Raw genomic sequence first — 23,337 nt, 5'->3', positions numbered from 1 at the left:
GTGTCACCACCCTTATTGCAACTGATATCAATTTGATATCTAATCAGTACACCTCAGGGAGACAACACATGAACGAACGCAATGGCTTTTCCGTCGCCGGCATTCCCTTCATCGGGCTGTGCCTGGTGCTCGCCGGCCTCGGCGCAGCGCTGGTGGTTTCGGCAATTCACGCCCATCCGGACGCCCCTCCCGTGGCTCGGATACTTGCCGGCGTGATCCTGCTGGCCGTCGACGGCTTCATGCTGAAAGGCTTTTTCCAGGTCGCCCCGAACGAGGGCCAGGTGCTGCAGCTGTTCGGCAAGTACGCCGGCACGGTGCGCCACGAAGGCCTGCGCTGGACCAACCCGTTCTACAGCCGCCAGCGCATCTCGTTGCGGGTGCGCAATTTCGAGAGCGGCAAGCTGAAGGTCAACGACAACGACGGCAACCCGATCGAGATCGGCGCCGTGGTGGTATGGCAGGTGCTGGATACGGCCGAAGCGGTGTTCTGCGTGGACGACTACGAGAACTACGTGCACATCCAGAGCGAATCGGCGCTGCGGCAGATGGCGCAGAGCTACCCGTACGACGCCCATGACGACGGCAAGCCGTCGCTGCGCAGCCATGGCGACGTGATCAACTCGCACCTGCGCGACGAAATCCAGACCCGCCTCGGGAAGGCCGGTGTGCAGGTGGTCGAGGCGCGCATCAGCCACCTCGCCTACGCCCAGGAAATCGCCCAGGCGATGCTGCAGCGGCAGCAGGCCGGCGCGATCATCGCGGCCCGCACGAAAATCGTCGAAGGCGCGGTGAGCATGGTCGAGATGGCGCTGGACCAGCTCAGCCAGCGCGGCGTGGTGAACCTCGACGAGGAGCGCAAGGCGGCGATGGTAAGCAACCTGCTGGTGGTGCTGTGCGGCGAGCGCGGCACCCAGCCGGTGCTGAATACCGGCACGCTGTACTGACGCGTCACGATGACCGTCGAGAAAAAAGCCTACCCGCTGCGCATCAGCGCCACCGTGCTGGACGCGATGCAGCGCTGGTCGGACGACGAGCTGCGCAGCGTCAACGCACAGATCGAATACGTGCTGCGCGACGCGCTGCGCAAGGCCGGCCGGCTGAAGACCGGCCCGGCCAGGCCGGCAGCCGACGACAACGACGCGGATTGAACCGCTCACGGGGAGTACGCACGCATGTCCGCCAACCCGTCCATCCTGCCGGTCAGCGGCCCGCACGTGAAACTCGCCGCACTGTTCGGCGTCGCCGGTGCGCTGGCCACGCTGGCGCTGATGCCGTATGCGATGGCGCTGACGCCGCAGAAATTCGCCGCGCTGCCATTGCCCTTGCCGGTCATCGTGCTGAAGGCGGCGGTGGAGACCGGCATGCTGTGCTGGCTGCTGGGTTGGCTTGGCCTGTACCTGGGCGCGCCGTACGGTCTCGATGCGCCATGGTTGCGCGCCTGGGTATACCGGCGGCCGCGCGATCCGGCACGGCGCCCGCACTGGTGGCTGGCTGTCATGCTCGGCGTGCTGGCCGCGTTGCTGGTGGTCGGGTTGTCGGCGCTCGGCCCGAAGCATGCGGAGGACACCGTGCAGGCGTGGCGCGGTGCGCTGGCTTCGTTCTACGGCGGCATCGTGGAGGAAGTGCTGTGCCGGCTGCTGCTGGTCAGCGCGCTGGTGTGGCTGCTGGCGCGCTGCAACCGGCGCGTGGCGCGGCCGTGGATGTTAGCGCTGGCGATCGTGTTGGCCGCGCTGTTGTTCGGCGCCGGCCACCTGCCCGCCGCGCATGCCGCCGGCCTGCTCGGCACCCCGCTGCTCGTCGCGCGCATTGTGTTGTTGAACGCCGTCGTCGCCGTCGTGTTCGGCGGCCTGTTCTGGAAGTACGGGCTGGAGCACGCGATGCTGGCGCACTTCTGCGCGGACCTGATGCTGCACGTGGCCCTGCCGCTGGCCGGCGGTTTCTAGCGGTCGCTTGCGGCAACCGCCTGCAGCTCCGGCAACTTCAGCAGGCGCAGCTTCGGGTGCTGCCGGCCCGTCACGAACAACCACGACCCCTGCTGCGCGATCGACTGCACGTCCGGCAAGCCGTCGTCCGCGCCGAGACGCTCCAGCGGACGGCCGTCGGTGGCGTCGTAGACCACCAGCTCGCGGGTTGCCGGGTCGACCACCAGTAGCCAATCATGGTCCGCATCCTGCCAGTGCACGAGTTGCTGGATCGAAGGCTGTTCCGCCGCACGATCGGCTGCCGGCCAGCACCACCACAGCAGGCATGCCGAGAACAGCGCAAGCAACACGACGACGGGCAAGCTGCGGGGAATGCGGCCGGGTGACCACGCCGCAAGAGATCGATGGCGGAAGGCGATCTGCGTGTTCATGCCGGCACCATCGCAACCAGCCATGACCATGGAATGACAACTGCAAGAACTATTCGTTACGCGTGCGCAACGCCCACCCGAGCGCGAGCCAGCCGGCAACGAAGGCGAGCCCCCCGAATGGCGTGATGATCCCGACCCAGCGCGGCGCACCCAGCGCCAATGCGTACAGGCTGCCGCTGAACAGCACGATGCCGACGACGAACGCCGCCATCGCGACGCGTCCGCTGTGGCCACGCCCGAGCCCCGCCGCCACGGCCAGCGCCAGCGCATGCCATGCGTGGTAGTTCACCGCCGTATGCCACAACTCGGCGCCACGGGCGTCGAGCACGCCGCGCAACGCATGCGCGCCGAAGGCGCCCAGCAGCACCGCGCTGGCGCCGGTGACACCGATCAGCAGGGCGACGCGGGTACTGACAATTTGTCGCATCGTGTTCGTATCCCCTGGTCGGCGGACCCGGCAACGCGGCCGGTGTCGTATGCTTGAACGGATGAAGACCCAGGATTCTCGCATGAAGCCCCGTCACTGGCTGCGCCCCGCCCTGCTGTTCCTGCTGCTTGCCGCCGGCCTGCTGCTGGGCGGCTGCCACCGCGGCGAGCCGCTGCCGTTCCGGCTGACCAACATCAGCGGACACATGCCCGACCTCGACTTCAAGCTCACCGACGACAGCGGCAAGGCCGTCACCGGCGCCGACTACCGCGGCAAGGTGGTGCTGCTGTACTTCGGCTACACCCACTGCCCCGACGTCTGCCCGCTGACCCTGGCGCAGTTGCACGTGGTGATGCAGCGGCTGGGGCCGCTGGCCGACGGTGCGCGGATCCTGTTCGTCAGCGTCGATCCGGCGCGCGACACGCCGGCGATCATGCACGCCTACGTCAACGCATTCGACAAGCGGGCCGTGGGCCTGGTCGGTGATGCGCGCAGCGTCGAGGCGCTGAGCAAGCGCTATCGCTCCGCCTTCACCCGCGAGCCCAGCTCGGCCGACGGAGCCTACGAAGTCAGCCACAGCTCGGCGATCTACGTGTTCGACCGCGACGGCCGCGCGCGCGTGCTGGCCACGCCGTCCGCCTCGCAGGATGACCTGGTGCACGACCTGCACCTGCTGCTCGACACCGGAGCCACCCCATGAAGTCACCCACGCTGTCGTTGCTGCTGTCCGGCCTGCTGCTGGCCGGCGGTGCCCACGCCACCGACGCCGATCACATCCGCGCCAGCCACGCCTGGATCCGCGTGCTGCCCGGCGCGCTGCCGGCCGGTGCTTATGTCACGCTGGAAAACGATGGCGAGCAGCCGGTCGCGCTGCGCGGCGCCGGCAGCACGGTGTACGCCGAGGTGATGCTGCACCAGAGTTCGCGCGCGGGCGGCATGAGCCGCATGAGCATGGTCGACGCGCTGAACGTGCCCGCGCACGGCAAGGCGGAGCTGGCCCCGGCTGGTTATCACCTGATGCTGATGCAGCCGAACGCGCCGGTGAAACCCGGCGACACCGTCACGCTGACGCTGCAGTTCGGCGACGGCAGCACGCTGGCCACCGATTTCATCGCGCGCCCGGCGAATGCGCTGGACGCCGGCGACGGACACACCGACCACGCGATGCCGGCGATGGACCACGGCGCGATGCCGCACGGCCACTGAGCCCGCGGCGAAACTCAGTCCGGCACGGCCGTATCGACCGCGGTCGCGCGGCGGGCCGCGGGCCGACGCAGCGGCCTGCGCGGCAACCGGCCGTTGCGCGACAGGCGCAGCCACATGCGCAGCGCCATCAGGCCGCCGATCGATTCCACCAGCGCCGAAGGCACCCAGATGATCACGCCGCCGATCAGCTGCCCGGTCAGCACGTTGAAGGTGAACGCGCGGCCGCAGATCTCGAAGATCGGGTACAGGTCGGTCTTGGAGAACGTGACGATCGCGCCGGCCACGATCTGCGGCGTCATGGTGATCGCCGGCGACAGCACACGCAGTCCGGCGGTCATCCGCCCCGGCGGATGCGGCCGATGGTCCAGCACCAGCGACCAGTAGGCGAAGCCGCTGACCAGCATGCTCCAGTTCATGAAGCGGTAGATGCGCCAGTCCAGCATCGCCAGCGTCTGCATGGACGGGATCAGCCAGACCAGGATGAAGGCGATGAACAGCAGCGTCGCCACGGTGGGATTCAGCAATACGCCGCTGACCAGCCGCCACGGCCAGGAGCGCTGCAGCGGCCGCAGCAGGCGCACCCGCCAGGCCAGCGGCAGGCCGGCGCGCAACACCGTGGCCGGATACGCGGTGACGATCAGCAGCGGCGCGATGTGGTGCAGCAGCAACTGCTGGATGCGATGCATGAAGAACTCATGCTCGGCGTAGTAATCCAGGTACGTGTGCAGCGACAGGTAGATGATCGCCATGCCGCACCAGAACGCCAGCTTGCGGCCGAAGCTGACCGGCAGCCGGCGGCTGCCGCGCAGGTACAGCACGCTGGCCGACACGAAGCACGCGAGCAAGACCCACGAGAACTCCCACGGCACGATCCATTTCAGCAAGGTTGCAGTCACTGCACCGGCACTTCTGTCTGCGCCGGCAACGGCCGGCGACCTCCCAGCATAATGCCGCGCGCCGGCAGAGTCAGCCGCAGCGGTGCCACGGGCTTGCGGCAGATTGCCGCTTTCACCGCCGCTGGCGGCTGTACCGGGTGCGCCGCCAGCCGTACAGCAGGCCGAGCAACACCACCAGCGCCGGCACCAGCACGATGTTGATGAACTTCAGGCGCAGGCCGAGCGCGTCGATCTCGGCGTTGAGCTGGTGCTGCACGTCGCGCAATTCCTTGTTGATCGCCAGCTGACGCTGGCGGAACTGCTCGATCTCGCGGCGCTGCTCGGCGGTGGCCGTGCTGGCGTGGCCACCCTTGGTCGGCTGCAGTTCGTCCAGCCGGCGCCGGGTGTCGGCGAGCTCCTGTTCCAGCTCCTGCTCTTTCTGCAGGAATTTCTGGTCGGCCACGTTGCGCAAAGCCTGCACACGCGTGAACGGCCGCTGCGAAGTGGAGCGGCCGCGAATCGACAGCAGCGCCGAGGAACCGCTGAGGTTGTCCACCAGGTTGGTGACGAAATCCCCGTTGTTGGCGAAGACCCGCATCATGGTCTGGCCGAGGATGTTCTGCGGCTCCACCCATAGCCGGTCACTGAGCAGGTCGGTGTCGGCGACCAGGATCACCTCGGCATTCGACGCCGACCTGGCCCGGTGGCCCGCCACGCCGGCCCGCTCGGGGAACGCGCTCTCGAACGTGCCGCGCAGGCGCGCCGCCAGCACGTAGTGCGCGTTGTCCGGCTTGTAATCCTGCAGCAGCGTCGTGGGGTCGCTGTTCGCATCCAGTACTCGCTGGGTCGGCACCACCTCGGCCTCGGCGCTGCTCTGCAGCAGCGGCACGAGCCGCGTGCGCGCGTCCGCGGCCAGGTCGAAATAGCCCGCGGTGGACACGTTGATGCGTTGCAGGCTGGCGGTAACCACGTCGTTGCGGTTCAGTTCCTGCGCGCCGAGGTCGAGCATCGCCGGATGGTTGAGGCTGCTGCCGGCCAGCTCGATCTGCAGCGCGCGCGCGCGGTCCAGCACCACCTTGTGCGGGTCGTAACTCACCCCCCAGGCCTTGAACAGCCGCGGCAGGTCCGAGCCGTGATCGGGGAAGGTGATGCTGTCGGGTCCGTACGGCGAGGTGTCGAGTTCCGCGTCGGGGTCGACGAACACCACCAGGTGACCGCCGCGCAGCACGTACTGGTCGATCGCGTACTGCGCGTCGGGTGGCAACCGCTTGGGATGGATCAGCAGCAACACCCTGATGTTGTCGTCGACCTTCCGCAGCGTCGACGAATCCAGCGTCCTCACGTCGAACAGCTGGCCGAGCTGCTGCAGCACCGTCCACGGCTGCTCGCTGAGCATGGGGTTGCCTTCGACCGGCAGCGAACTGATCACCCCGATCGGCGGTTTGCTGGCCTGGTTCAACTCGTACAGCAGCTTGGCGATGTCGTATTCCAGGAAGGCCTCGCGGGCCGGATCGAAGAATGCGATCGCCAGTGTCTTTTCCGGCACGCGGTCGTCCGTGCCCTCGCTCTCGAGGCTGCCGGACATGGCGCTGCCGGCCAGGCCGAAGAACACCCGCTCGCCGTTGCTGCCGCCGTTCGCCGCGGTCAGGCCATTGCCTTCGGCGCTGGCCTCATCGTCGGAATACGGCACCGGGTCGATGATCTGCAGGCGGATATGGCCGTGCGAACGCGCCACCATCTCCTGCAGCATCTCGCGCACGCGCTGCTCGTAGCTGCGCAGTTGCGGCAGGTCGCGGGTGGCATGCTCGGAGAAATACAGGGTCAGCCGCAGCGGCCGCTTCAACGTATCGACGATGTGCAGCGTGCCCGGCGTCAGCGTGTACAGCTTGTCGGTGGTGAGGTCGACCCGCGCGGCATGCAGCCAGCGGCTGCTGGCCACGATCAGCGGCACGAACAGCAGCACCAGCAGCACCAGCGCGCCATACAGCACGCCGCGCCGGGTCAGTTGCAGCGGTGTGGTGAACAGGCGATGCAGGCGCGAACGGGGCATGGCGTCAACGCGTCCGTTTCAGGTCGAGCAGCAGTACGCCGGCGACGAGCCAGCCGATCGTGCTGAGCAGGAAATACATCAGGTCGCGGATATCCAGCACGCCACGCGCGATCGCCTCGAAGTGCCGCAGCATGGACAAGTGCGCCACCGCGTTGATCAGTTTGCGCGGCAAGGTGCCTGAGAAGAAATCCAGCACCTGCGGCTGGCCGACCAGGATCAGCAGCACGCACACCAGCGCGGTGAGGATGAACGCCACCACCTGGCTGCGGGTCAGCGCGGACAGGCAGGCACCGATGGCGATGAAGCTCCCCGCCATCAGCCAGCTGCCCAGGTAGCCGGCCAGGATCACGCCGTTGTCCGGCGAGCCCAGGTAGTTGACGGTGATCCAGATCGGGAACGTCAGTACCAGCGCCAGCCCGATGAACAGCCACGCCGCGAAGAACTTCCCCAGCATCGCCTGCCACAGCGTCAGCGGCAGGGTCAGCAGCAACTCCAGCGTGCCGCCCTTGGCTTCCTCCGCCCACATGCGCATGGTGATCGCCGGCACCAGGATCAGATACAGCCACGGATGCATCATGAAGAACGGTTGCAGGTCGGCCTGGCCGCGCTCGTAGAAATCGCCCGCATAGAACGTGAGGATGCCGGCCAGCACCAGGAAAATCACCAGGAACACGTACGCCACCGGCGTCACGAAATAGCTGCGCAGCTCACGCCGAAGCACGGCGTTGACCGGGCTCATGCGTGGCCTCCGGCAGCATCGCCGTCACAGGTGGTGATATGGCGGAACACCTCGTCCAGCCGGCCGCGCTCGAGCTGGATCTCCGACACCTCCAGCCCCTGTTCGCGCAGCAGCGTCTCGACCGCCTCCAGGATCCGCTCGCCCGGTTTCGGGAACACCGTGATGCGGCCGTCCAGCGGATCGACCTCGATCGCCGCCACCTGCGGCAGGCGGCCCAGCATCTCCTGCGACATGCCGCTGCCCGGCGCGCTGAACGACACCGCGCCGTGATAACGCGAGCGCGCCTCCAGCTCGGCCGGCGTGGCATCCGCCAGCAGCTTGCCGCGGGCGATGATCACCACCCGGTTGCACAGCGCGTGCACTTCCTCCAGCAGATGGGTGGAGATCAGGATCGTGCGGTCGCGCGCCATCATGTCGATCAGCTGGCGCACCGCATGCTTCTGGTTCGGATCGAGGCCGTCGGTGGGTTCGTCCAGCATCAGCACCGGCGGGTCGTGCAGGATCGCCTGGGCCAGTCCGACGCGCCGGCGCAGGCCCTTCGACAGCGTGTCGATGCACAGCCCCAGCACGTCCTCCAGCTGCAGTTGCTGCACCACCGCGTCGAATTGCCGGTAGCCTGCCTCGGCCTTGAGTCCGCGCATGCGCACGATGAATTGCAGGAACTCGCGCACCGTCATCTCGCCGTAGCTGGGCGCGCCCTCGGGCAGGTAGCCGAGCGCGCGCTTCGCCTTCAACGGCTCGCGGACGACGTCGTAGCCGCAAACCCGCGCGGTGCCCGAGGTGGGCACCAGGAACCCGGCGATCATGCGCATCGCGGTGGACTTGCCGGCGCCATTGGGTCCGAGCAGGCCGAGCACCTGGCCGGGCTCGACACGAATGCTCAGTGCGTCCACTGCGGTCAGGTTGCCATAGCATCGGGTGAGCTGGTCGGTCTCGATCATGTCCGGCGGTGGGCTGTGGCGGGGTGTCACGTCGTGCACGGGCGGCTTGACCGGCCGGCGCCGCGGATCGCCCTGCAATGTACCGCAAAGACATCGATCCGCGGCCCTGAAACGAAAAGGCCCTTCCGGATGGAAGGGCCTCTCGATGTGCTGCAGCGGCGCCCGGCTTATTCGCCGGCGCTGGCTGCCTCGGCCGGTGCGGCAGCGCTGCCGGCCGGGGCCGGTGCCGTGCCCGACGCGGCCGGCGCCTCTTCGAGCGTCGGCGGCTGCAAGCCGGCTTCCTGTTCCGGAGTCTGCTCCGGCGCATTGCTGATCGGCAGGAACACGTTGTACTTCGCGTAGGTCGTGATGTTGCCGCCGGCATCCTTCACTTCCGGCGTCGCGATCACGTCGTAGGCGCGGTTGACCACGTCGTCGTATTTGTAGCCGTGGGTCTGCGCATAGGCCTTGAGCATGTCGCGGGTCTGCGGCACGCCGGCGAAGGTGCCGTTCCACACGCCCTTCAGCGCCGCGCCGCCGAAGGCCAGCGTGGCGCGCACGTTGCCGTCCACCACCAGGCGGCCGTAGCGGTCACGGCTGCCGGCAGCGACGCTGGCGTCCGCGGCAGCGGCCGCGCTGCTCGCCTCGGCCGGCGCGCCGGAGGCATCCAGCGACGGCGGGGTCGCCGCGGTCAGCTGCTCGCTCTGGCCATTGATGGTCAGCGTGCTGGAGTCGATCGGGAACGCCACGTCGAAGCTGTAGGTCTGGTCGCCGTAGTTGGTGGTGATCAGGATGCGCGAGCCGGTGACGTTCACGCCGAGCTTCTTGGCGGCCGCCTGGATCTCGGTGTTGGCCTTGGTCACGGCGTCTTCCACCGCCTCCATGCCGTCCTTGCGCTGGATCGAGGTGGACACCAGCAGGACCGGGGTCGGCTGGGTCTGTTCGATGTACGGGATCAGCTGGCTGTAGTCGATGTTCGGCACGCCGGCCAGCACGTTCTGCAGGTTGTTCAGGCTGAACTGGATGAACGAGTCGGGATCGCCATGGATGTACAGGTTGGCGAAGCGGTTGACCAGGTTCCAGCCGTAGGAAACGTCATACGACCAGGTGACCTGGGTCAGCTGTCCGCGGCTGCCCTGGCGCTCCAGGTCCAGCGTGAAATGCTTGTCCAGGCCGCGCCAGCTGTTGTCCAGGTTCCAGACGATGCTGGCGGTCTTGGTGTTGCTGTCGATCTTGTCGAACTCCGGCGTGGCGCTGGCGATGGTCAGGCCGCCGTTGCCGACCTTGGGGTCGGTGCTGGTCCAGCTGACTTCGGCGCCCGGGCCATAGGCCTTGCCGGAAAAGTTGAACTGGATGTTCGGGTCGAACGAGCGCAGTACGGAGTAGTCCGGCAACCGGCGATAGTTGTCGAGCACGTCGTAGACCTGCCGCATGTCCTTGCCGATGACCAGCTGGCGCTCCACATGACCGCTGCCGGGCATGACCACAGCCGCCAGGACACCGATGATCGCAACGATGACCAGGGCAACAAGAAATTCAAAGACACGCATCATTCCAGAGTTCTCCGAAGCGTCTTTACGCCATACCTAGATAGTGTTGCCCCAGCCGTCCGCGCGGGCCCGCCCGAGGGTTCATCCCGAGGGCCATGGCAGGGGGTCGGCAAACGCCGAAGCTACGGATGTTACTTGCTCACGGGCTGGAACGCTATCGTCGGCGTCGCCCCATCCGGAAGGCCAAAAGCGAGCTGCTGCAGGGCCCCGTGACGACGGCGCCGGGCCAGCGCCCGGCCTGTTTCAGACGATGCCCATTTCCAGCGCTTTCAGCACGGCGCGGGTGCGGTCGCGCACGCCGAGCTTGGACAGGATGTTGGAAACGTGGTTCTTCACCGTGCCTTCGGCCACCTTCAGCGAATTGGCGATCTCCTTGTTGCTGTAGCCGCCGGACAGCAGCCGCAGGATCTCGGTCTCGCGCTCGGTCAGCGGGTCGGGCTGCTCCAGGCTGGTGAAATTGTTCTGCATCCGCGCCACCCCGGCCATCAGGCGCTGGGTGACCATCGGCGCCACCAGCGAGCCGCCGCCGGCCACGGTGCGCACGGCCTCGACCAGTTGCTCCAGCGAGACGTCCTTCAGCAGATAGCCGCGGGCGCCGGCCTTGAGGCCCTGCAGCACCAACTGGTCGTCGTCGAAGGTGGTGAGGATGATGGTCGGCGGCAGCTCGTTGCGGGCGGACAACGCCTGCAGCACTTCCAGCCCGCTCATGTTCGGCATGCGCAGGTCCAGCAGCACCACGTCGGGCTTGACTCGCGGGATGTCCTGCACCGCCTGGGCGCCGTCGGCGCACTCGGCCACCACGCGGATATCTTCAGCCAGGTCCAGCAGCGATCGAACGCCCTGGCGCACCAGATTCTGGTCGTCGACGAGACAAACGGAAATCATCGCGGATCCTCGGACAAACGTGACTTAAGGAAATGATACTGACAGCTGGCGGTCGGAGCCGCTGCCAACATCGGCGCACTTTGCGCCCCGGCGCGGGCCGCCAAGATTACGACACATTCAGCGCCGGCGGCTCAAACCGCGTCGGCGCGTGCGCCAGCGCCGTGTGCTCGCCCAGCGGCAGCCGCACGGTCAACGCAAAACCCTGGCTCAGCCCGGCATCCAGCGTCACGCTGCCGCCGAATTCAGCCAGCCGCTCGCGCATGCCGGACAGGCCATTGCCCGGCTCGACGTTCTCGGCGCCGCGACCGTCGTCGCGCGCGTGCAGGCCAAGCAAATTTTCCCCGGCATAGGCGAAGTTCAGCCACAGATTGCGCGCGCCGGCGTGCTTGGCGGTATTGGTGATGATTTCCTGGGCGCAACGCAGCAGCACCTGGGCGCGACGCGGGTCCTCCACGCTGAAGCGCGGCGGCATGACCACGTGCACGCTCAGGCCGGGCACGCCCTCGGTGAGGCTGCGCAGCGCCTGGGTCAGGTCGATCGCGTCGTCCTGGCGCAGCTCGCTGACCACCTCGCGCACATCGGCCAGCAGCAGCTTGGCCGTGCTCTGCGCCTTGCGCACGTGCGCGCCCGCGGACTCGTTGGTGAGGTGGCTGGCCACCTCCAGGTTCAGGCTCAGCGCGGTCAGGTGATGGCCGATCAAGTCATGCAGGTCGCGCGCGATGCGCATGCGCTCGGCGATCCGGCTGGACTCGGCCAGCAGGGCGCGGGTGGCGCGCAGTTCGGAATTCAGCCGGCGCTGCACCTCGCGCTGTTCGGCCTGCTGGCTGGCCACCGTCGAGGTCACGAACACCAGTACCGAGATGCCCAGGTAGATGCTGGCCTGGATGAAGCCCACCGCGATGCTGTGATCGTATTCGGGCCAGCCCGCGAAGACCGCCACCAGGCTCAGATGCTGCAGCACCAGCCAGAACGCGGCGAGCCAGAACGGCAGCAGCCACGGCAGCACCAGCGAGGCGACCACCATCAGCATCGCCGACAGGCCGCTGTGGCTGTACCAGCCCACCGCCACCGCCGCCGCCGTCATCAAGGCCAGCCCCAGCAGCTTCAGCACAGGATAGCGGCGCGAGCCGAGGTTGCTGGTCAGCAGCCAGTACATCAGGCCGAAGATCAGGTAGCACAGGGTCCACAGCAGCAGCGAGAAATTCGGACGGTGCAGCTGGTCGAGACGCTCGGCAGCCCAGTTCGTCACCAGCGGCGTGCCGGCCGACAGGTAAGTGAAGAAGCCCGCATAGCGGAGCAGGCGGATATGGTTGAAGAAGGGCCAGCGCATCCCTGCATCATTGGACGTGCGGGGGTTTCGCGCAATGCGCGAGAAGTCATGGCCGGGGGCGCCTCCCGGCCGCCGCTTTACGAAGCTTTTACATGTGCCCTTGCGAGATGTAAGGGCCACGGCCGCATGTCATAATGGGCCATTGCGCGAGGCTGCTGCCCGACCTCGTCCCCGATTCCATCATTGCGGAGCAACGAATGGCCCTTGCCATCCGCGACGTGCGCGAGCACGACCTGGATGCCGTACTGGCGCTCAACAACGCCGCCGGTCGCTCCATCCTCGCCCTCGATACAGCCCAGTTGCGCTACTTCCACGAGCACGCCGAGTATTTCCGCGTGGCCGAAATCGACGGTCACCTGGCCGGGTTCCTGATCGCGCTGCGCGAAGGCAGCGACTACGCCAGCCCGAACTACCGCTGGTTTGCCGAACACTACCCGCAGTTCGTCTACATCGACCGCATCGTGATCGCGAACGCCTACCGCCGCCACGGCCTGGGCCGCATCTTCTACTGCGACGTGCACAGCTACGCCGAGGTGCGCGTTCCGCTGCTCACCTGCGAGGTGTTCCTGGAGCCGCGCGACGACGTGGTGGTGCTCTTCCACGGCACCTACGGCTTCCAGGAAGTGGGCCAGCAGCGCATGGGCGAGCACGGCCCGCAGGTCAGCCTGCTGGCCCGCGACCTGCCCAGCTACGCCTATGTGCGCGACACCTGGCTCGAACACGGCGGCCTGCCCGACGTACCGTGGCTGGCCGAACGCGAACGCCCTGCCCTGCACGATTCCACCCCGCGCCGCCTCGCCGGAGAGCGGCGCCCATGAATGCAAAAATGGATACCACCGATGCCTGCGATCTGCGCTTCGGCCAGGTCGGCATTGCCTGCGTGCGCGTGCGCCGGGTCGACGCCGCCGCGCTGTGCGACGAACTCGAACGCCGCGTGCGCGCCGCGCCGCAGATGTTTGCCCGCGCCGCCGTGGTGCTGGACCTGAGCCACCTGCTCAACCTGCCCGACGACGGCGCCGTCGATGCCTTGCTCGAAGCGGTGCGCAGCGCCGGCATGCTGCCGGTGGGCCTGGCCTACGGCACCAGCGAAACCGAGGCGCTGGCCAAGCGCATGGGCCTGCCGCTGATCGCCAAGTTCCGCGCCGCCTACGAGCCGGCCCAGGGCAGCGCTCCCGCCGCCGAACCGGCCACGCGCGCCGAGCCCGCCCCGGCGGTGCAGCGCGAACCGATCCTGTCCGCGCCGCCGCCCGGCAGCATGCAGGGCGCGCAGCACCATGCCGGTTCGGTGCGCTCGGGCCAGCAGATCTACGCACGCGAGCGTGACCTCATCGTCACCGGCGCCGTCGCCAACGGCGCCGAGGTGATCGCCGACGGCAACATCCACATTTACGGCGGCCTGCGCGGCCGCGCCATGGCCGGTGCGCAGGGCGACGGCAAGGCGCGCATCTTCGTGTCCGACTTCCGTGCCGAGCTGGTGGCGATCGCCGGGCAATATCGCGTGTTCGAACAGATTCCTGACGACCTCGAGGGCCAGTCCGTGCAATGCTGGCTCGAAGGCGACAAGCTGTTGATCGCCAAGCTGTAACCACCTACAACAAAAACAAACATGCGGAGATGGGCCCTTGACTGCTGAGATTATCGTTGTCACCTCCGGCAAAGGCGGCGTCGGCAAGACGACGACCAGCGCCTCCCTCGCCACCGGCCTGGCCATGGCCGGCAAGAAAACCGCCGTCATCGACTTCGACGTCGGCCTGCGCAATCTCGACCTGATCATGGGCTGCGAACGCCGGGTGGTGTACGACTTCGTCAACGTCGTGCACGGCGAAGCCACGCTGAAGCAGTCGCTGATCAAGGACAAGCGCCACGACAACCTGTACGTGCTGGCCGCCAGCCAGACCCGCGACAAGGACGCGCTGACCCAGGAAGGCGTCGAGAAGGTACTCGACGGCCTGTCCGAGGACGGTTTCGACTACGTCGTGTGCGACTCGCCGGCCGGCATCGAGAAAGGCGCGCATCTGGCGATGTACTTCGCCGACCACGCGGTCGTGGTGGTCAACCCGGAAGTGTCCTCGGTGCGCGATTCCGACCGCATCCTCGGCCTGCTCGCCAGCAAGACCCGGCGCGCCGAACGCGGCGAAGGCGCCGTCACCCAGCACCTGCTGCTGACCCGCTACAACCCGGCGCGCGTGGCGATCGGCGAAATGCTCAGCGTCAAGGACGTCGAGGAGATCCTCGGCATCGAGGTGGTCGGCGTGATCCCCGAATCGGAGAACGTGCTGACCGCCTCCAACAACGGCATCCCGGTGATCGTCGATGCCACGTCACATGCCGGCCAGGCATACAGCGACACCGTGGCCCGCATCCTCGGCGAAGAGCGCCCGTTGCGCTTCATCGACGTGCCCAAGAAGGGCTTTCTCCAGCGCGTGTTCGGAGGTTGATCACGATGGGTATTCTCGATTTCCTGAAGCGCAAGCCTGAAGCCACCGCCACGGTGGCGCGCGAGCGCCTGCGCATCATCGTGGCGCAGGAGCGCTCCACCCGCGGCGCACCGGACTATCTGCCGATGATGCGCAACGAACTGCTCGAAGTGATCAAGAAATACGTCCACGTCGATCTCGATGCGATCAACATCAACTTCGAGCGCGACAGCGGCCACGAAATCCTCGAACTCTCGGTCACCCTGCCGGAAGGCAAGCAGGCGGCCAAGAGCGAACCCAAGGGCGAGGCCAAGACCGGCTGAGTCCCTGCCGCTCCTGCCTGACCGCCGGGCGACCGACCCGCGTCGCCCGGCTCCCCTCCCCATCGAAGTCACCTGCGCCCATCGCGCACGCCCATGCACCCCGACACTCTTCCACTTCCCGGCGACCCGGCCAGCACCGTGATGCGCGTGGGCCAGATCGGATTCGACGCACCGGCCGCCCTGCTCGACCGTTTCGGCCTGCAGCTTCAACGCGTGGCGCCGGGCGAACCGATCCCAGGCAGCTTCTGGGGCGACGAGGAGGCCGGCATCATCGGCAGCACCGTCTACGCCCGCGACGACACCCCGGTGCATTCGCTGCTGCACGAAGCCGGCCACCTGATCGTGCTGCCGCCGGAAAGACGTCCAGACGTCCATACCGACGCCACCGACTCGATCGAGGAGGAAGACGCCACCTGCTACCTGCAGATCGTGCTGGCGGACGAACTGCCCGGCGTGGGACGCGAGCGCCTGATGACCGACATGGACGCGTGGGGCTATACGTTCCGGCTCGGTTCCACCCGCGCGTGGTTCGAACAGGACGCGGACAACGCCCGCGCCTTCCTCGAGGCGCGCGGCCTGCCGTCCTGACATTCCGCGAAGGCTACTTCGCGTGCCAGTCGCCGTCGGCGCCCTTGCGGTACTTCTTCTTCACCGCCGCCCAGGCCACCTTGTGTGCGGCCTCCTCGCGCGATTCGTCGCCGCGCCGCTCGTCCCTGTCGGCGTACTCGTCCCAGGCGCTGTTGAACGCCTCCTTGTAGATTTGCTGCGCGTGTTCCGGTACGTGGTCGCGCACCGAATCAGGCAGCTCGCTGATGGATGCATACGGCATGGCTCTGGCCCTGCAACTGAAGGAATGACGTGCCGCCACCATGGGCCCTGCGCGATCAAGCCGTCGTCAACTTCATGTTGCCGCCGCGGTAACCAGGACGCTCCGTTCAGCGGCGCGAGACGTGCGGTTCGCTCGGCACGTACCAGCGCCAGGTTTCGTCGGCCGCACGGGTGATGCCCACGCGCGTCGTCGCCACGGGCGCGACAGGCGGCGGCATGCCGTCGTCGACGATGCTGAACCCGCCGGCGCCCCCGACCAGGTCGATGCCATCCTGCGCACGGCCGATGCCCAGTGCCTGGCATAGCCGCGCCGGTCCGCGGCACAAGTCGCGATCGTTGCGGCAACCCGTTCGCGCCGCGCGCATCGCGGCCAGTCCGTCCAGCGGCGCCAGCGCGCGCAACAGCACCGCGACGCCTTCGCCCTCCTCGCCGCACACCGGGTTGCAGCACCAGTGCATGCCATAGGTGAAGTACACATAGAGCAGTCCCGGCGCTCCGAACATCGTCGCATTGCGCGCCGTGCGGCCGCGCCAGGAGTGCGCGGCCGGATCCATCGGCCCGCAGTAGGCCTCGGTTTCCACGATGCGGCCGCTGCGGCCGTCCGCGCTCAGCAACACCTTGTTCAGCAGGTCGGGGGCGACCTCGCGCGGATCGCGCCGGTAGAACGCGCGGTCCAGCATCACGGGACTATCAGGCATGCACGAACATCCGTTGCACGTCCGCATAGGTGAAGCCTGCAGCCAGGCTGTCGAAGCGGCCGCTTTCAAGCATGGCGCCTGCCGCCTGGTCGACCGCGGCCAGCGCCAGAGTGGCAAGACGCGTAGCCGTGCTCACGCGGGCCACCCCGAGACGTGCCAACTCGGCCAGGTCGGGCACGCCCGGTCCGGCAGCGACGTTCACCGGTGCGTCGATGGCCTGCACCAACGCGGCCAGCGTGGCGCGGTCATCGAGGCCGATGGGATAGATGCAGTCCGCACCGGCCGCCAGATAAGCCTGCGCACGCTGCACGGCGTCGGCAAGGCGCTCGGCCGGAGCGGCGGCATCGTGCTGCATCCAGTTGTCCACCCGCGCGTTGATCACGATCGGTACGCCAGCCGCATCCGCCGCCTCGCGTGCGGCGCGGATCCGTGCAGCGGCTTCCTCGATGGGCCGCAGCGGGCCGTGGCCGGGGCGACCGTCTTCCAGATTGATGCCCACCGCGCCAACCGCGATCACCGCACGCACGGTGGCAGCCACGTCCGCCGGTGCCTCGCCATAGCCGGTCTCGATATCCGCCGTCACCGGCAGTCCGGTCACTCGCGTGATCCGCGCGATCGCCGCCAGCACTTCGGCCAGCGGCGCCTGTTCGCCGTCGGCGTAGCCGAGCGACCAGGCCACGCCGGCGCTGGTGGTGGCGATCGCCGCAAAACCGCGCTGCGCGAAAAGCCGCGCGCTGCCCGCATCCCACGCGTTCGGCAACAGCAGGATCGCGCTGCGATCATGCATCTTGCGCAATGCCTGTGCCTTGTTAATCTGACCCTGCATGTCCATCTTCGTCGTGCACGCTCGCTGACGATGTAGAAGCGCACAGGATACGCCGCCCTGGTCCGCTCCCGCAGATCGCCAGGACCCAGGATTACCGCGGGCGATTCCGAACGCATCGGGCCGGAGGACACCATGGCAAAGCGCAGGCTGGTACTGCTGTTCGACGGCACCTGGAGCAAGCCCGAGTCGAACACCAACGTGGAGCGACTGCGCCGGCTGATCGCGCCGCGCGATGCCGACGGCAACCTGCAACGGATCAACTACATTCCCGGCGTGGGTGTGAAGCGCGGTCTCGCCCACCTGCTCGGCGGCGCGTTCGGCTACGGCCTGAGCGACAGCGTGATCGACGGTTACCGTTGGCTGTGCGAGACCTGGCAACCCGGCGACCTGCTCTACCTGTTCGGTTTCAGCCGCGGCGCCTACGCCGCGCGCAGCCTCGGCGGCATGATCCGCAAGTGTGGCCTGCTCCGCTGCGACGTCCATGGCGACGTGGCCAGGGCCGACGTTGCCGCCGCCTACGACTTTTACAGCGACACCCGGAGCAGGCCCGATGACGCGGCCGCGGTGGCGTTCCGCGCCGGCCATTCGATCGCGATCGACATCCACTTCATCGGCGTGTGGGATACCGTCGGCCTGCTCGGCATCCCGGGCACCGCCTCGTGGTTTCCTTATGCGCGCAAGCGTTACCGATTCCACGACACCGAACTCAGCAAGATCGTGAAGTACGCCTACCAGGCGCTGGCGCTGGACGAGCACCGCGCCGACTTCGCGCCCGCGGTGTGGACACGCAATCCTTACACGGTAAAGCCCGGCGAGACGCTGACCTCGAAGAAGGCCGAGCAGATCGAGATCGAGCAGCGCTGGTTCATCGGCTCGCATTCCGACGTCGGCGGCGGCAACGACTGCGACGGCGCCGGGCGCCAGCCCGATCCGCTGCCCGAACTGTCGCTGGCGTGGCTGCAGCGCAAGGCCATCGCCGCCGGCCTGGCCTGCGACGCGCTGTTGGTGCCGGAGGCCGACGCCAACACCGGCATGCCGCGCAATTCGTACGCGGAGTTCATGGGCGGCCTCTACAAGGAGTTCAAGCCGCCGTTCGATCGCATGCTCGGCACCGGCGTCAACGAGAAAATCGACGACTCGGTGTGGCAACGCTGGCTCGACGACCCCAGCTACCGCTCGCCCTCGCTGGTCAGGGCACTGGCCGACGCCAGCGCGCTCATATCGGCAGATGCCGTGGTTCGTGCCCCGGCAGCCCCCTCGGCATAGCCCGGTTCCACCGTCGCTTCAGCGCGGCTCGGCAATCTCCGCCTGCATCGCCGCCGTATCGGCGCCGGCCAGCGGCTGATCCAGCGGCTGGCGCGTGACGCGGTGATAGCGCCACCACCCCAGCACGCCGGCCAGGGTCAGCCCCGACGCGCCCAGCGCCAGATGCAGCATGCTGGCCGACAGCAGCGGCGACATCACCCCGGCCACGAAGCTGCACAACAGCAGGCTGGCAAACGCCTGCACCGAGGAAATCCCGCCGCGATGGTGCGGGAAACGATCCAGCAGCAACAGCGTGAGCGTGGGGAATGCCAGCTGCACCCCGATGCCGTGCAGGATCAGCGGCAGCATCGACCACGGCAGCCGCGGCGCAGGGAGCAGTAGCGCCAGCAGCAGGTGCGCCGCACACGCCAGCAGCATCACCGCATAACCCAGGCTCACCGTGAACTTCGCACTGCGCCGTTCGGCCATCCGCCCGGACAGCCAGGCGCCGCCGATCAGGCCGGCCACCACCGGCAGGAATAGCCACGGAAAACCCTGCGCCGACAGCTGCAGCAGCTCGCGCACGATGCGCGGCGCCGAGGCGATGTACAAGAACAGCCCGGCGAAATTGACCGAACTGGAAACCAGCAGCGGCCAGAACAGCCGGTCGCGGCCGAAGGAAGCGTAGCCGGCCAGCAGCGGCCGTGGCGCAAACCGCGTGCGCTGTGACGGCGGGTGGGTTTCGTCCAGGAACAATTGCAAGGCCAGCGCCAGCAGCAAGGTGAACCCGGCCAGCAGCCAGAAGATACCGTGCCAGCCGCCCAGCGGCAGCAGCAGCGCACCGATCATCGGCGCGATCACCGGCGCCACCCCGAAAATCATCATCACCTGCGACATCAGCCGTTGCGCGGCCGGCCCTTCCAGGCTGTCGCGGATCACCGCGCGTCCCACCACCAGTCCGGCGCCGGCGCACACGCCCTGCAAGCCGCGGCAGGCCAGCAGCATCGCGAACGAGGTGGACGTCGCCGCGCCCACCGACGCCAGCGCGTAGACCAGCATGCCGGCGACCATCACCGGCTTGCGCCCGATCGCGTCGGAGATCGCGCCGTGGAACAGGCTCATCGCGGCATAGGTGATCAGATACACGCTGACCAGCTGCTGCAGCGCCGCGGCATCCACTCCGAAGCGCGCGCCGATCAGCGGAAACGCCGGGAACACCGCGTCGATCGAGAACGGGCCGATCATCGACAGCGCGGCCAGCAGCCAGGGCAGGCTGCGACGCACGGTGCGAGGTGCTGGGTTCATGGCGGCGTGGGGATGTCGACGGGCCGCGCAGTATAGACGGCGGCGCTTGACGGCGGGGCCGCCGGATCGACTAGGATGGCCCCTCGGAGATGGCATGCCTCCCGTTCCGGAACCCTCGAGCACACCGGGACAAACCGCTTCTCGTGACCCCGCGTTGAAGTTGATGATGCCTGCACCCCCGGTTTCCGGCGGCGCAGGCGTACCTGCCACCGCGGCAACCGGACACTTTCACTGTCAGGAGGCACGCACGTGGGCTGGAACGGATTTGTGGCGATCGGCGTCGGTGGCGCCCTGGGATGCTGGCTGCGCTGGGGGCTGGGCGTGCTGCTCAACCCCGTCTTTCCCACCCTGCCGCTCGGCACGCTGGCGGCGAACCTCGCCGGCGGCCTGCTGATGGGTTGCGTGATGGGCCTGTTCGACCACTTCCAGACACTGTCGCCGGCGCTGCGGCTGTTCGTGTTCACCGGCTTCCTCGGCGGGCTGACCACGTTCTCCACCTTCTCGGCCGAATCGGCCACCCTGCTGCTGCGCCAGCAATACCTGTGGTTCAGCGGCCACGTGGCCGTGCACGTGATCGGCTCGCTGGCGATGACCGTGCTCGGCATCGCCCTCACCCGCAGCCTCTTGCGCCACTGAACCGGGAGCAGCGCATGAACCAGGAAAACCTGCAACACGGCGTGCACCTGTATTTCTACTGCCACTCGCGCGCCAAGCACGACGGCGTGCTGCTGTCCGAGTGGTTGCTGGAGCAGGCCAAGGCGCATGGCCTGGGCGGCGGTTCGGTGTTCCGCGCGATCGCCGGCTTCGGCCGGCACGGCGTGCTGCACGAGGAGCAGTTCTTCGAGCTCGCCGACGACCTGCCGGTGAAGATCGAATTCCTGCTGCGCGAGGAACAGGCCGAGCTGCTGCTGCAACTGGTGCGCAGCGCCGGCGTCGACGCGACGTATGCGCGTTCCCCGGCAAGCTTTGCGCTACTCGGCAAGCATTGATCATCACGAACCGCGCATCGCGAGGGACGCATGAGCCAGGACGACCTGAAGAATCGCGCCAGCCAATTGCTCGAGCAGGCCGGCATCCGTATCGATGGCGATGCGCCGATCGACCTGCGCGTGCACGACGAGCGCCTGTACGCGCGCGTGTTCGCGCACGGCTCGCTGGGCCTGGGCGAAGCCTACATGGACGGCTGGTGGGACGCCGACGATCTGCCCGGCCTGTGCACCCGCCTGCTCACCGCCGGGCTGGACCAGGAACTGAAGACGCTCGACACCCTGCTCGCCCACCTCAAGGCGCGCTTCATCAACCTGCAGCGCGGCGAGCGCGCGTTCGAGATCGGCAAGGCCCATTACGACCTCGGCAACGACCTGTTCCACGCCATGCTGGGCAAACGCATGGTGTATTCCTGCGGCTACTGGGCGAAGGCCGACAACCTCGACGACGCGCAAGCGGCCAAGCTCGACCTGGTCTGCCGCAAGCTGCAGCTGAAGACCGGCCAGCGCGTGCTCGACATCGGCTGCGGCTGGGGCGAGGCGCTGAAGTACGCCGCCGAACACTACGGCGTCGAGGGCGTCGGCATCACCGTGTCGCAGGAGCAGGCCGAGTACGCGCGCGAACTGTGCGCCGGGCTGCCGGTCGAGATCCGCCTGCAGGACTACCACGACGTCGAGGATCATTTCGACGCGGTGTATTCGCTGGGCATGTTCGAGCACGTCGGCGGCAAGAACTACCGCGCCTATTTCGAAACCGTGCGGCGCTGCCTGAAGGACGACGGCCTCTCGCTGCTGCATTGCATCGGCAGCAACAGCGCACCGGCGCAGACCGACCCGTGGATCGAGAAGTACATTTTCCCGAACTCGATGATCCCTGCCGCCAGCCAGATCACGGTGGCGCTGGAAGACCTGTTCGTGGTCGAGGACTGGCACAACTTCGGCGCCGACTACGACCGCACGCTGACCGCCTGGCGCGCCAACGTCGAAGCCGCGTGGCCCAGCCTGCCGGCAAGCTACGACGAACGCTTCCGGCGCATGTGGCGCTACTACCTCGCCGTCTCCGCCGCGGTGTTCCGCAGCCGCCGCGACCAGCTGTGGCAGATCACCCTGAGCCCGCACGGCGTGCCCGGCGGCTACCGCGTGCCACGCTGAAACCACGCGCGCTGCCCGCTGGTTGCCGGCAGCGCGACCGCGCCGCATAGTTCGGTCCGACCTTGCACCTGGGGAATACCGATGAAACGTCGCATCGCCACCTTGCTGGCCGGCCTGGCCCTGCTCGCCACCGCCGACATGGCCGGCGCCACCACGCCCACCACCATCGCGCCCGGCTCAGGCTACTTCGACAACAGCGGCCGCGACGACGTGCTGGCCGGCGGCGTGAAGATGATCCCGATCACCACGCCCAGGGGCACGTTCCGCGTCTGGACCAAGCGCGTGGGCAACAACCCGAAGCTGAAGGTGTTGCTGCTGCACGGCGGCCCCGGCGCCACCCATGAATACTTCGAGGCGTTCGACAGCTACTTCCCTGGTGCCGGCATCGAGTACTACTACTACGACCAGCTCGGCTCGGCCTACAGCGACCAGCCAAAAGATCCGTCGCTGTGGACCATCGACCGCTACGTCGACGAAGTGGAACAAGTGCGCCAGGCACTGCACCTGGACAAGGACAACTTCTGCCTGCTCGGTCACTCCTGGGGCGGCGTGCTCGCCATCGAATACGCGCTGAAATACCAGCAGCACCTGAAGTGCCTGGTGATCTCCAACATGGTCGACTCGATTCCCGCCTACAACGCCTACGCGCACAAGGTGCTGATGCCGGCAATGGATCAGAAACAGCTCGCCGAAGTGAAGAAGCTGGAAGCCGAACACCGCACCGACGACCCGCGCTACATGCAGATCCTCACCCCGATGCACTACGAGCAGCACGTGCTGCGCATGCCGCATGCACAATGGCCCGAACCGGTGATCCGCTCGTTCAGCCATATCAACGGGGATATCTACACCCTGATGCAAGGCCCCAGCGAACTGGGCGCCAGCGGCCGCCTGCTGAACTGGGACCGCAGCAAGGATCTGCACCGCATCACCGTGCCCACCCTGGTGATCGGCGCGCAATACGACACGATGGACCCGAAGTACATGGCCGGCATGGCGAAGAAACTGCCGCATGGGCAGTTTTTGCTTTGTCCGAAGGGGAGCCATATGGCGATGTATGACGATCAGCAGATTTACTTCGACGGATTGATTCGGTTTCTGCAGCACGTTGAGGCAAAGTAACGTCAACAGAAGCTGAAACACTGCAGGATTAAGCGGCAAGGTTAGGCTGCGCGTCGCAGGCCAAACCATTGATTGAAAAGCCCCGGCCTGAAAAACAAGC

Annotated in this window: 27 protein-coding genes and 1 pseudogene; 15 read left to right on the top strand and 13 right to left on the bottom strand. The window is 67.4% G+C overall.

From position 1 onward, the window contains the following. The first annotated feature begins 68 nt into the window (after nt 1-68). The 3 genes from ABIE04_RS11050 to ABIE04_RS11040 are packed head-to-tail and all read left to right on the top strand — an operon-like array spanning nt 69 to nt 1,943. A complete protein-coding gene (locus tag ABIE04_RS11050; RefSeq protein WP_354550007.1) occupies nt 69-944 on the top strand; it encodes an SPFH domain-containing protein in 876 nt (291 codons plus the stop codon). A gap of 9 nt (nt 945-953) precedes the next feature. After that, entirely contained in the window at nt 954-1,148 is a 195-nt protein-coding gene (locus tag ABIE04_RS11045) for an Arc family DNA binding domain-containing protein (RefSeq protein ID WP_354550005.1), read from the top strand. 24 nt (nt 1,149-1,172) lie between these two features. After that, nucleotides 1,173-1,943, top strand: coding sequence for a CPBP family glutamic-type intramembrane protease (locus tag ABIE04_RS11040; protein WP_354550002.1), 771 nt, complete (start codon nt 1,173-1,175; stop codon nt 1,941-1,943). Here the strand turns inward: ABIE04_RS11040 and ABIE04_RS11035 are convergent. Then, nucleotides 1,940-2,353 carry a hypothetical protein gene (locus ABIE04_RS11035; RefSeq protein WP_354550000.1) on the bottom strand — a complete coding sequence of 138 codons (414 nt, stop codon included), beginning with the start codon at nt 2,351-2,353 and terminating at the stop codon, nt 1,940-1,942. The two genes, ABIE04_RS11040 and ABIE04_RS11035, sit on opposite strands and share 4 nt — an antisense overlap. Nucleotides 2,354-2,402: 49 nt before the next feature. Continuing rightward, nucleotides 2,403-2,780 carry a DUF423 domain-containing protein gene (locus ABIE04_RS11030; protein WP_354549997.1) on the bottom strand — a complete coding sequence of 126 codons (378 nt, stop codon included), beginning with the start codon at nt 2,778-2,780 and terminating at the stop codon, nt 2,403-2,405. 82 nt (nt 2,781-2,862) lie between these two features. Between ABIE04_RS11030 and ABIE04_RS11025 the strand changes: the two genes are divergently transcribed. After that, on the top strand, nt 2,863-3,480 hold the full coding sequence (locus ABIE04_RS11025; RefSeq protein ID WP_354549995.1) for an SCO family protein: 618 nt from the start codon (nt 2,863-2,865) through the stop codon (nt 3,478-3,480). After that, nucleotides 3,477-3,986 carry a copper chaperone PCu(A)C gene (locus ABIE04_RS11020; RefSeq protein ID WP_354549993.1) on the top strand — a complete coding sequence of 170 codons (510 nt, stop codon included), beginning with the start codon at nt 3,477-3,479 and terminating at the stop codon, nt 3,984-3,986. The genes ABIE04_RS11025 and ABIE04_RS11020 overlap by 4 nt, the downstream gene beginning before the upstream one ends. 14 nt (nt 3,987-4,000) lie before the next feature. Here the strand turns inward: ABIE04_RS11020 and ABIE04_RS11015 are convergent, their stop codons facing one another. The 7 genes from ABIE04_RS11015 to ABIE04_RS10985 all read right to left on the bottom strand — a co-directional run bounded on the left by ABIE04_RS11015 (nt 4,001) and on the right by ABIE04_RS10985 (nt 12,335). After that, nucleotides 4,001-4,882, bottom strand: coding sequence for a cytochrome c oxidase assembly protein (locus tag ABIE04_RS11015; RefSeq protein ID WP_354549991.1), 882 nt, complete (start codon nt 4,880-4,882; stop codon nt 4,001-4,003). 112 nt (nt 4,883-4,994) lie between these two features. Further along, nucleotides 4,995-6,911, bottom strand: a complete 1,917-nt coding sequence (locus tag ABIE04_RS11010; RefSeq protein ID WP_354549989.1) for a GldG family protein — start codon at nt 6,909-6,911, stop codon at nt 4,995-4,997. Between the two features lie 4 nt (nt 6,912-6,915). Further along, nucleotides 6,916-7,650, bottom strand: a complete 735-nt coding sequence (locus ABIE04_RS11005; RefSeq protein ID WP_354549987.1) for an ABC transporter permease subunit — start codon at nt 7,648-7,650, stop codon at nt 6,916-6,918. Further along, nucleotides 7,647-8,591 (bottom strand): ABC transporter ATP-binding protein, encoded by a 945-nt coding sequence (locus ABIE04_RS11000; protein ID WP_354551432.1) that lies wholly within the window; start codon nt 8,589-8,591, stop codon nt 7,647-7,649. Before ABIE04_RS11000 ends, ABIE04_RS11005 begins: the two co-directional genes overlap by 4 nt. Before the next feature lie 167 nt (nt 8,592-8,758). Next, nucleotides 8,759-10,123, bottom strand: a complete 1,365-nt coding sequence (locus tag ABIE04_RS10995) for a polyketide cyclase (protein WP_354549985.1) — start codon at nt 10,121-10,123, stop codon at nt 8,759-8,761. Between the two features lie 240 nt (nt 10,124-10,363). Further along, nucleotides 10,364-11,005 (bottom strand): response regulator, encoded by a 642-nt coding sequence (locus tag ABIE04_RS10990; RefSeq protein ID WP_354549983.1) that lies wholly within the window; start codon nt 11,003-11,005, stop codon nt 10,364-10,366. Nucleotides 11,006-11,111: 106 nt separating this feature from the next. Further along, nucleotides 11,112-12,335 carry a sensor histidine kinase gene (locus ABIE04_RS10985; RefSeq protein WP_354549980.1) on the bottom strand — a complete coding sequence of 408 codons (1,224 nt, stop codon included), beginning with the start codon at nt 12,333-12,335 and terminating at the stop codon, nt 11,112-11,114. 197 nt (nt 12,336-12,532) lie between these two features. Here ABIE04_RS10985 and ABIE04_RS10980 point away from each other — a divergent pair, with 197 nt between their 5' ends. From ABIE04_RS10980 to ABIE04_RS10960, 5 genes are all read left to right on the top strand, one after another. Further along, nucleotides 12,533-13,153: a GNAT family N-acetyltransferase gene (locus ABIE04_RS10980; RefSeq protein WP_354549978.1), complete on the top strand. Its 621-nt coding sequence runs from the start codon at nt 12,533-12,535 to the stop codon at nt 13,151-13,153. Further along, nucleotides 13,150-13,920: a septum site-determining protein MinC gene (gene minC, locus ABIE04_RS10975; RefSeq protein ID WP_354549976.1), complete on the top strand. Its 771-nt coding sequence runs from the start codon at nt 13,150-13,152 to the stop codon at nt 13,918-13,920. The genes ABIE04_RS10980 and minC overlap by 4 nt, the downstream gene beginning before the upstream one ends. 37 nt (nt 13,921-13,957) lie before the next feature. Further along, nucleotides 13,958-14,773 (top strand): septum site-determining protein MinD, encoded by an 816-nt coding sequence (gene minD / locus ABIE04_RS10970; RefSeq protein WP_354549974.1) that lies wholly within the window; start codon nt 13,958-13,960, stop codon nt 14,771-14,773. Between the two features lie 5 nt (nt 14,774-14,778). Next, nucleotides 14,779-15,075: a cell division topological specificity factor MinE gene (gene minE / locus ABIE04_RS10965; RefSeq protein WP_214556814.1), complete on the top strand. Its 297-nt coding sequence runs from the start codon at nt 14,779-14,781 to the stop codon at nt 15,073-15,075. A 93-nt stretch (nt 15,076-15,168) separates the two neighbouring features. Then, nucleotides 15,169-15,663 carry a hypothetical protein gene (locus tag ABIE04_RS10960; protein ID WP_354549971.1) on the top strand — a complete coding sequence of 165 codons (495 nt, stop codon included), beginning with the start codon at nt 15,169-15,171 and terminating at the stop codon, nt 15,661-15,663. A gap of 13 nt (nt 15,664-15,676) precedes the next feature. Here ABIE04_RS10960 and chaB read toward each other — a convergent pair whose 3' ends face one another. The 3 genes from chaB to ABIE04_RS10945 all read right to left on the bottom strand — a co-directional run bounded on the left by chaB (nt 15,677) and on the right by ABIE04_RS10945 (nt 17,427). Further along, a complete protein-coding gene (gene chaB, locus ABIE04_RS10955) occupies nt 15,677-15,904 on the bottom strand; it encodes a putative cation transport regulator ChaB (RefSeq protein WP_354549969.1) in 228 nt (75 codons plus the stop codon). 106 nt (nt 15,905-16,010) lie between these two features. Then, entirely contained in the window at nt 16,011-16,601 is a 591-nt protein-coding gene (locus tag ABIE04_RS10950; RefSeq protein ID WP_354549967.1) for a DNA-3-methyladenine glycosylase, read from the bottom strand. Beyond that, nucleotides 16,594-17,427 carry an isocitrate lyase/PEP mutase family protein gene (locus tag ABIE04_RS10945; RefSeq protein ID WP_354549965.1) on the bottom strand — a complete coding sequence of 278 codons (834 nt, stop codon included), beginning with the start codon at nt 17,425-17,427 and terminating at the stop codon, nt 16,594-16,596. The genes ABIE04_RS10950 and ABIE04_RS10945 overlap by 8 nt, the downstream gene beginning before the upstream one ends. A gap of 132 nt (nt 17,428-17,559) precedes the next feature. Between ABIE04_RS10945 and ABIE04_RS10940 the strand changes: the two genes are divergently transcribed. Beyond that, a complete protein-coding gene (locus ABIE04_RS10940; protein ID WP_354549963.1) occupies nt 17,560-18,693 on the top strand; it encodes a DUF2235 domain-containing protein in 1,134 nt (377 codons plus the stop codon). Between the two features lie 18 nt (nt 18,694-18,711). Here ABIE04_RS10940 and ABIE04_RS10935 read toward each other — a convergent pair whose 3' ends face one another. Beyond that, a complete protein-coding gene (locus ABIE04_RS10935) occupies nt 18,712-19,977 on the bottom strand; it encodes a multidrug effflux MFS transporter (protein ID WP_354549961.1) in 1,266 nt (421 codons plus the stop codon). A 249-nt stretch (nt 19,978-20,226) separates the two neighbouring features. Between ABIE04_RS10935 and crcB the strand changes: the two genes are divergently transcribed. The 4 genes and pseudogenes from crcB to ABIE04_RS10915 all read left to right on the top strand — a co-directional run bounded on the left by crcB (nt 20,227) and on the right by ABIE04_RS10915 (nt 23,237). Continuing rightward, complete coding sequence (gene crcB / locus ABIE04_RS10930) at nt 20,227-20,613, top strand: fluoride efflux transporter CrcB (protein WP_354549959.1); 387 nt, start codon at nt 20,227-20,229, stop codon at nt 20,611-20,613. A 14-nt stretch (nt 20,614-20,627) separates the two neighbouring features. After that, entirely contained in the window at nt 20,628-20,966 is a 339-nt protein-coding gene (locus ABIE04_RS10925) for a DUF190 domain-containing protein (protein ID WP_354549957.1), read from the top strand. Nucleotides 20,967-20,990: 24 nt separating this feature from the next. Then, a pseudogene (gene cfa / locus ABIE04_RS10920) lies at nt 20,991-22,115 on the top strand (cyclopropane fatty acyl phospholipid synthase); the annotation flags it as partial. A gap of 81 nt (nt 22,116-22,196) precedes the next feature. After that, nucleotides 22,197-23,237, top strand: a complete 1,041-nt coding sequence (locus tag ABIE04_RS10915; protein ID WP_354549955.1) for a proline iminopeptidase-family hydrolase — start codon at nt 22,197-22,199, stop codon at nt 23,235-23,237. Nucleotides 23,238-23,337 lie beyond the last annotated feature (100 nt).

The organism is Rhodanobacter soli, assembly GCF_040548735.1.
Lineage (GTDB): Bacteria > Pseudomonadota > Gammaproteobacteria > Xanthomonadales > Rhodanobacteraceae > Rhodanobacter > Rhodanobacter soli_A.
This window is presented reverse-complemented; position numbering and strand designations above follow the sequence as displayed.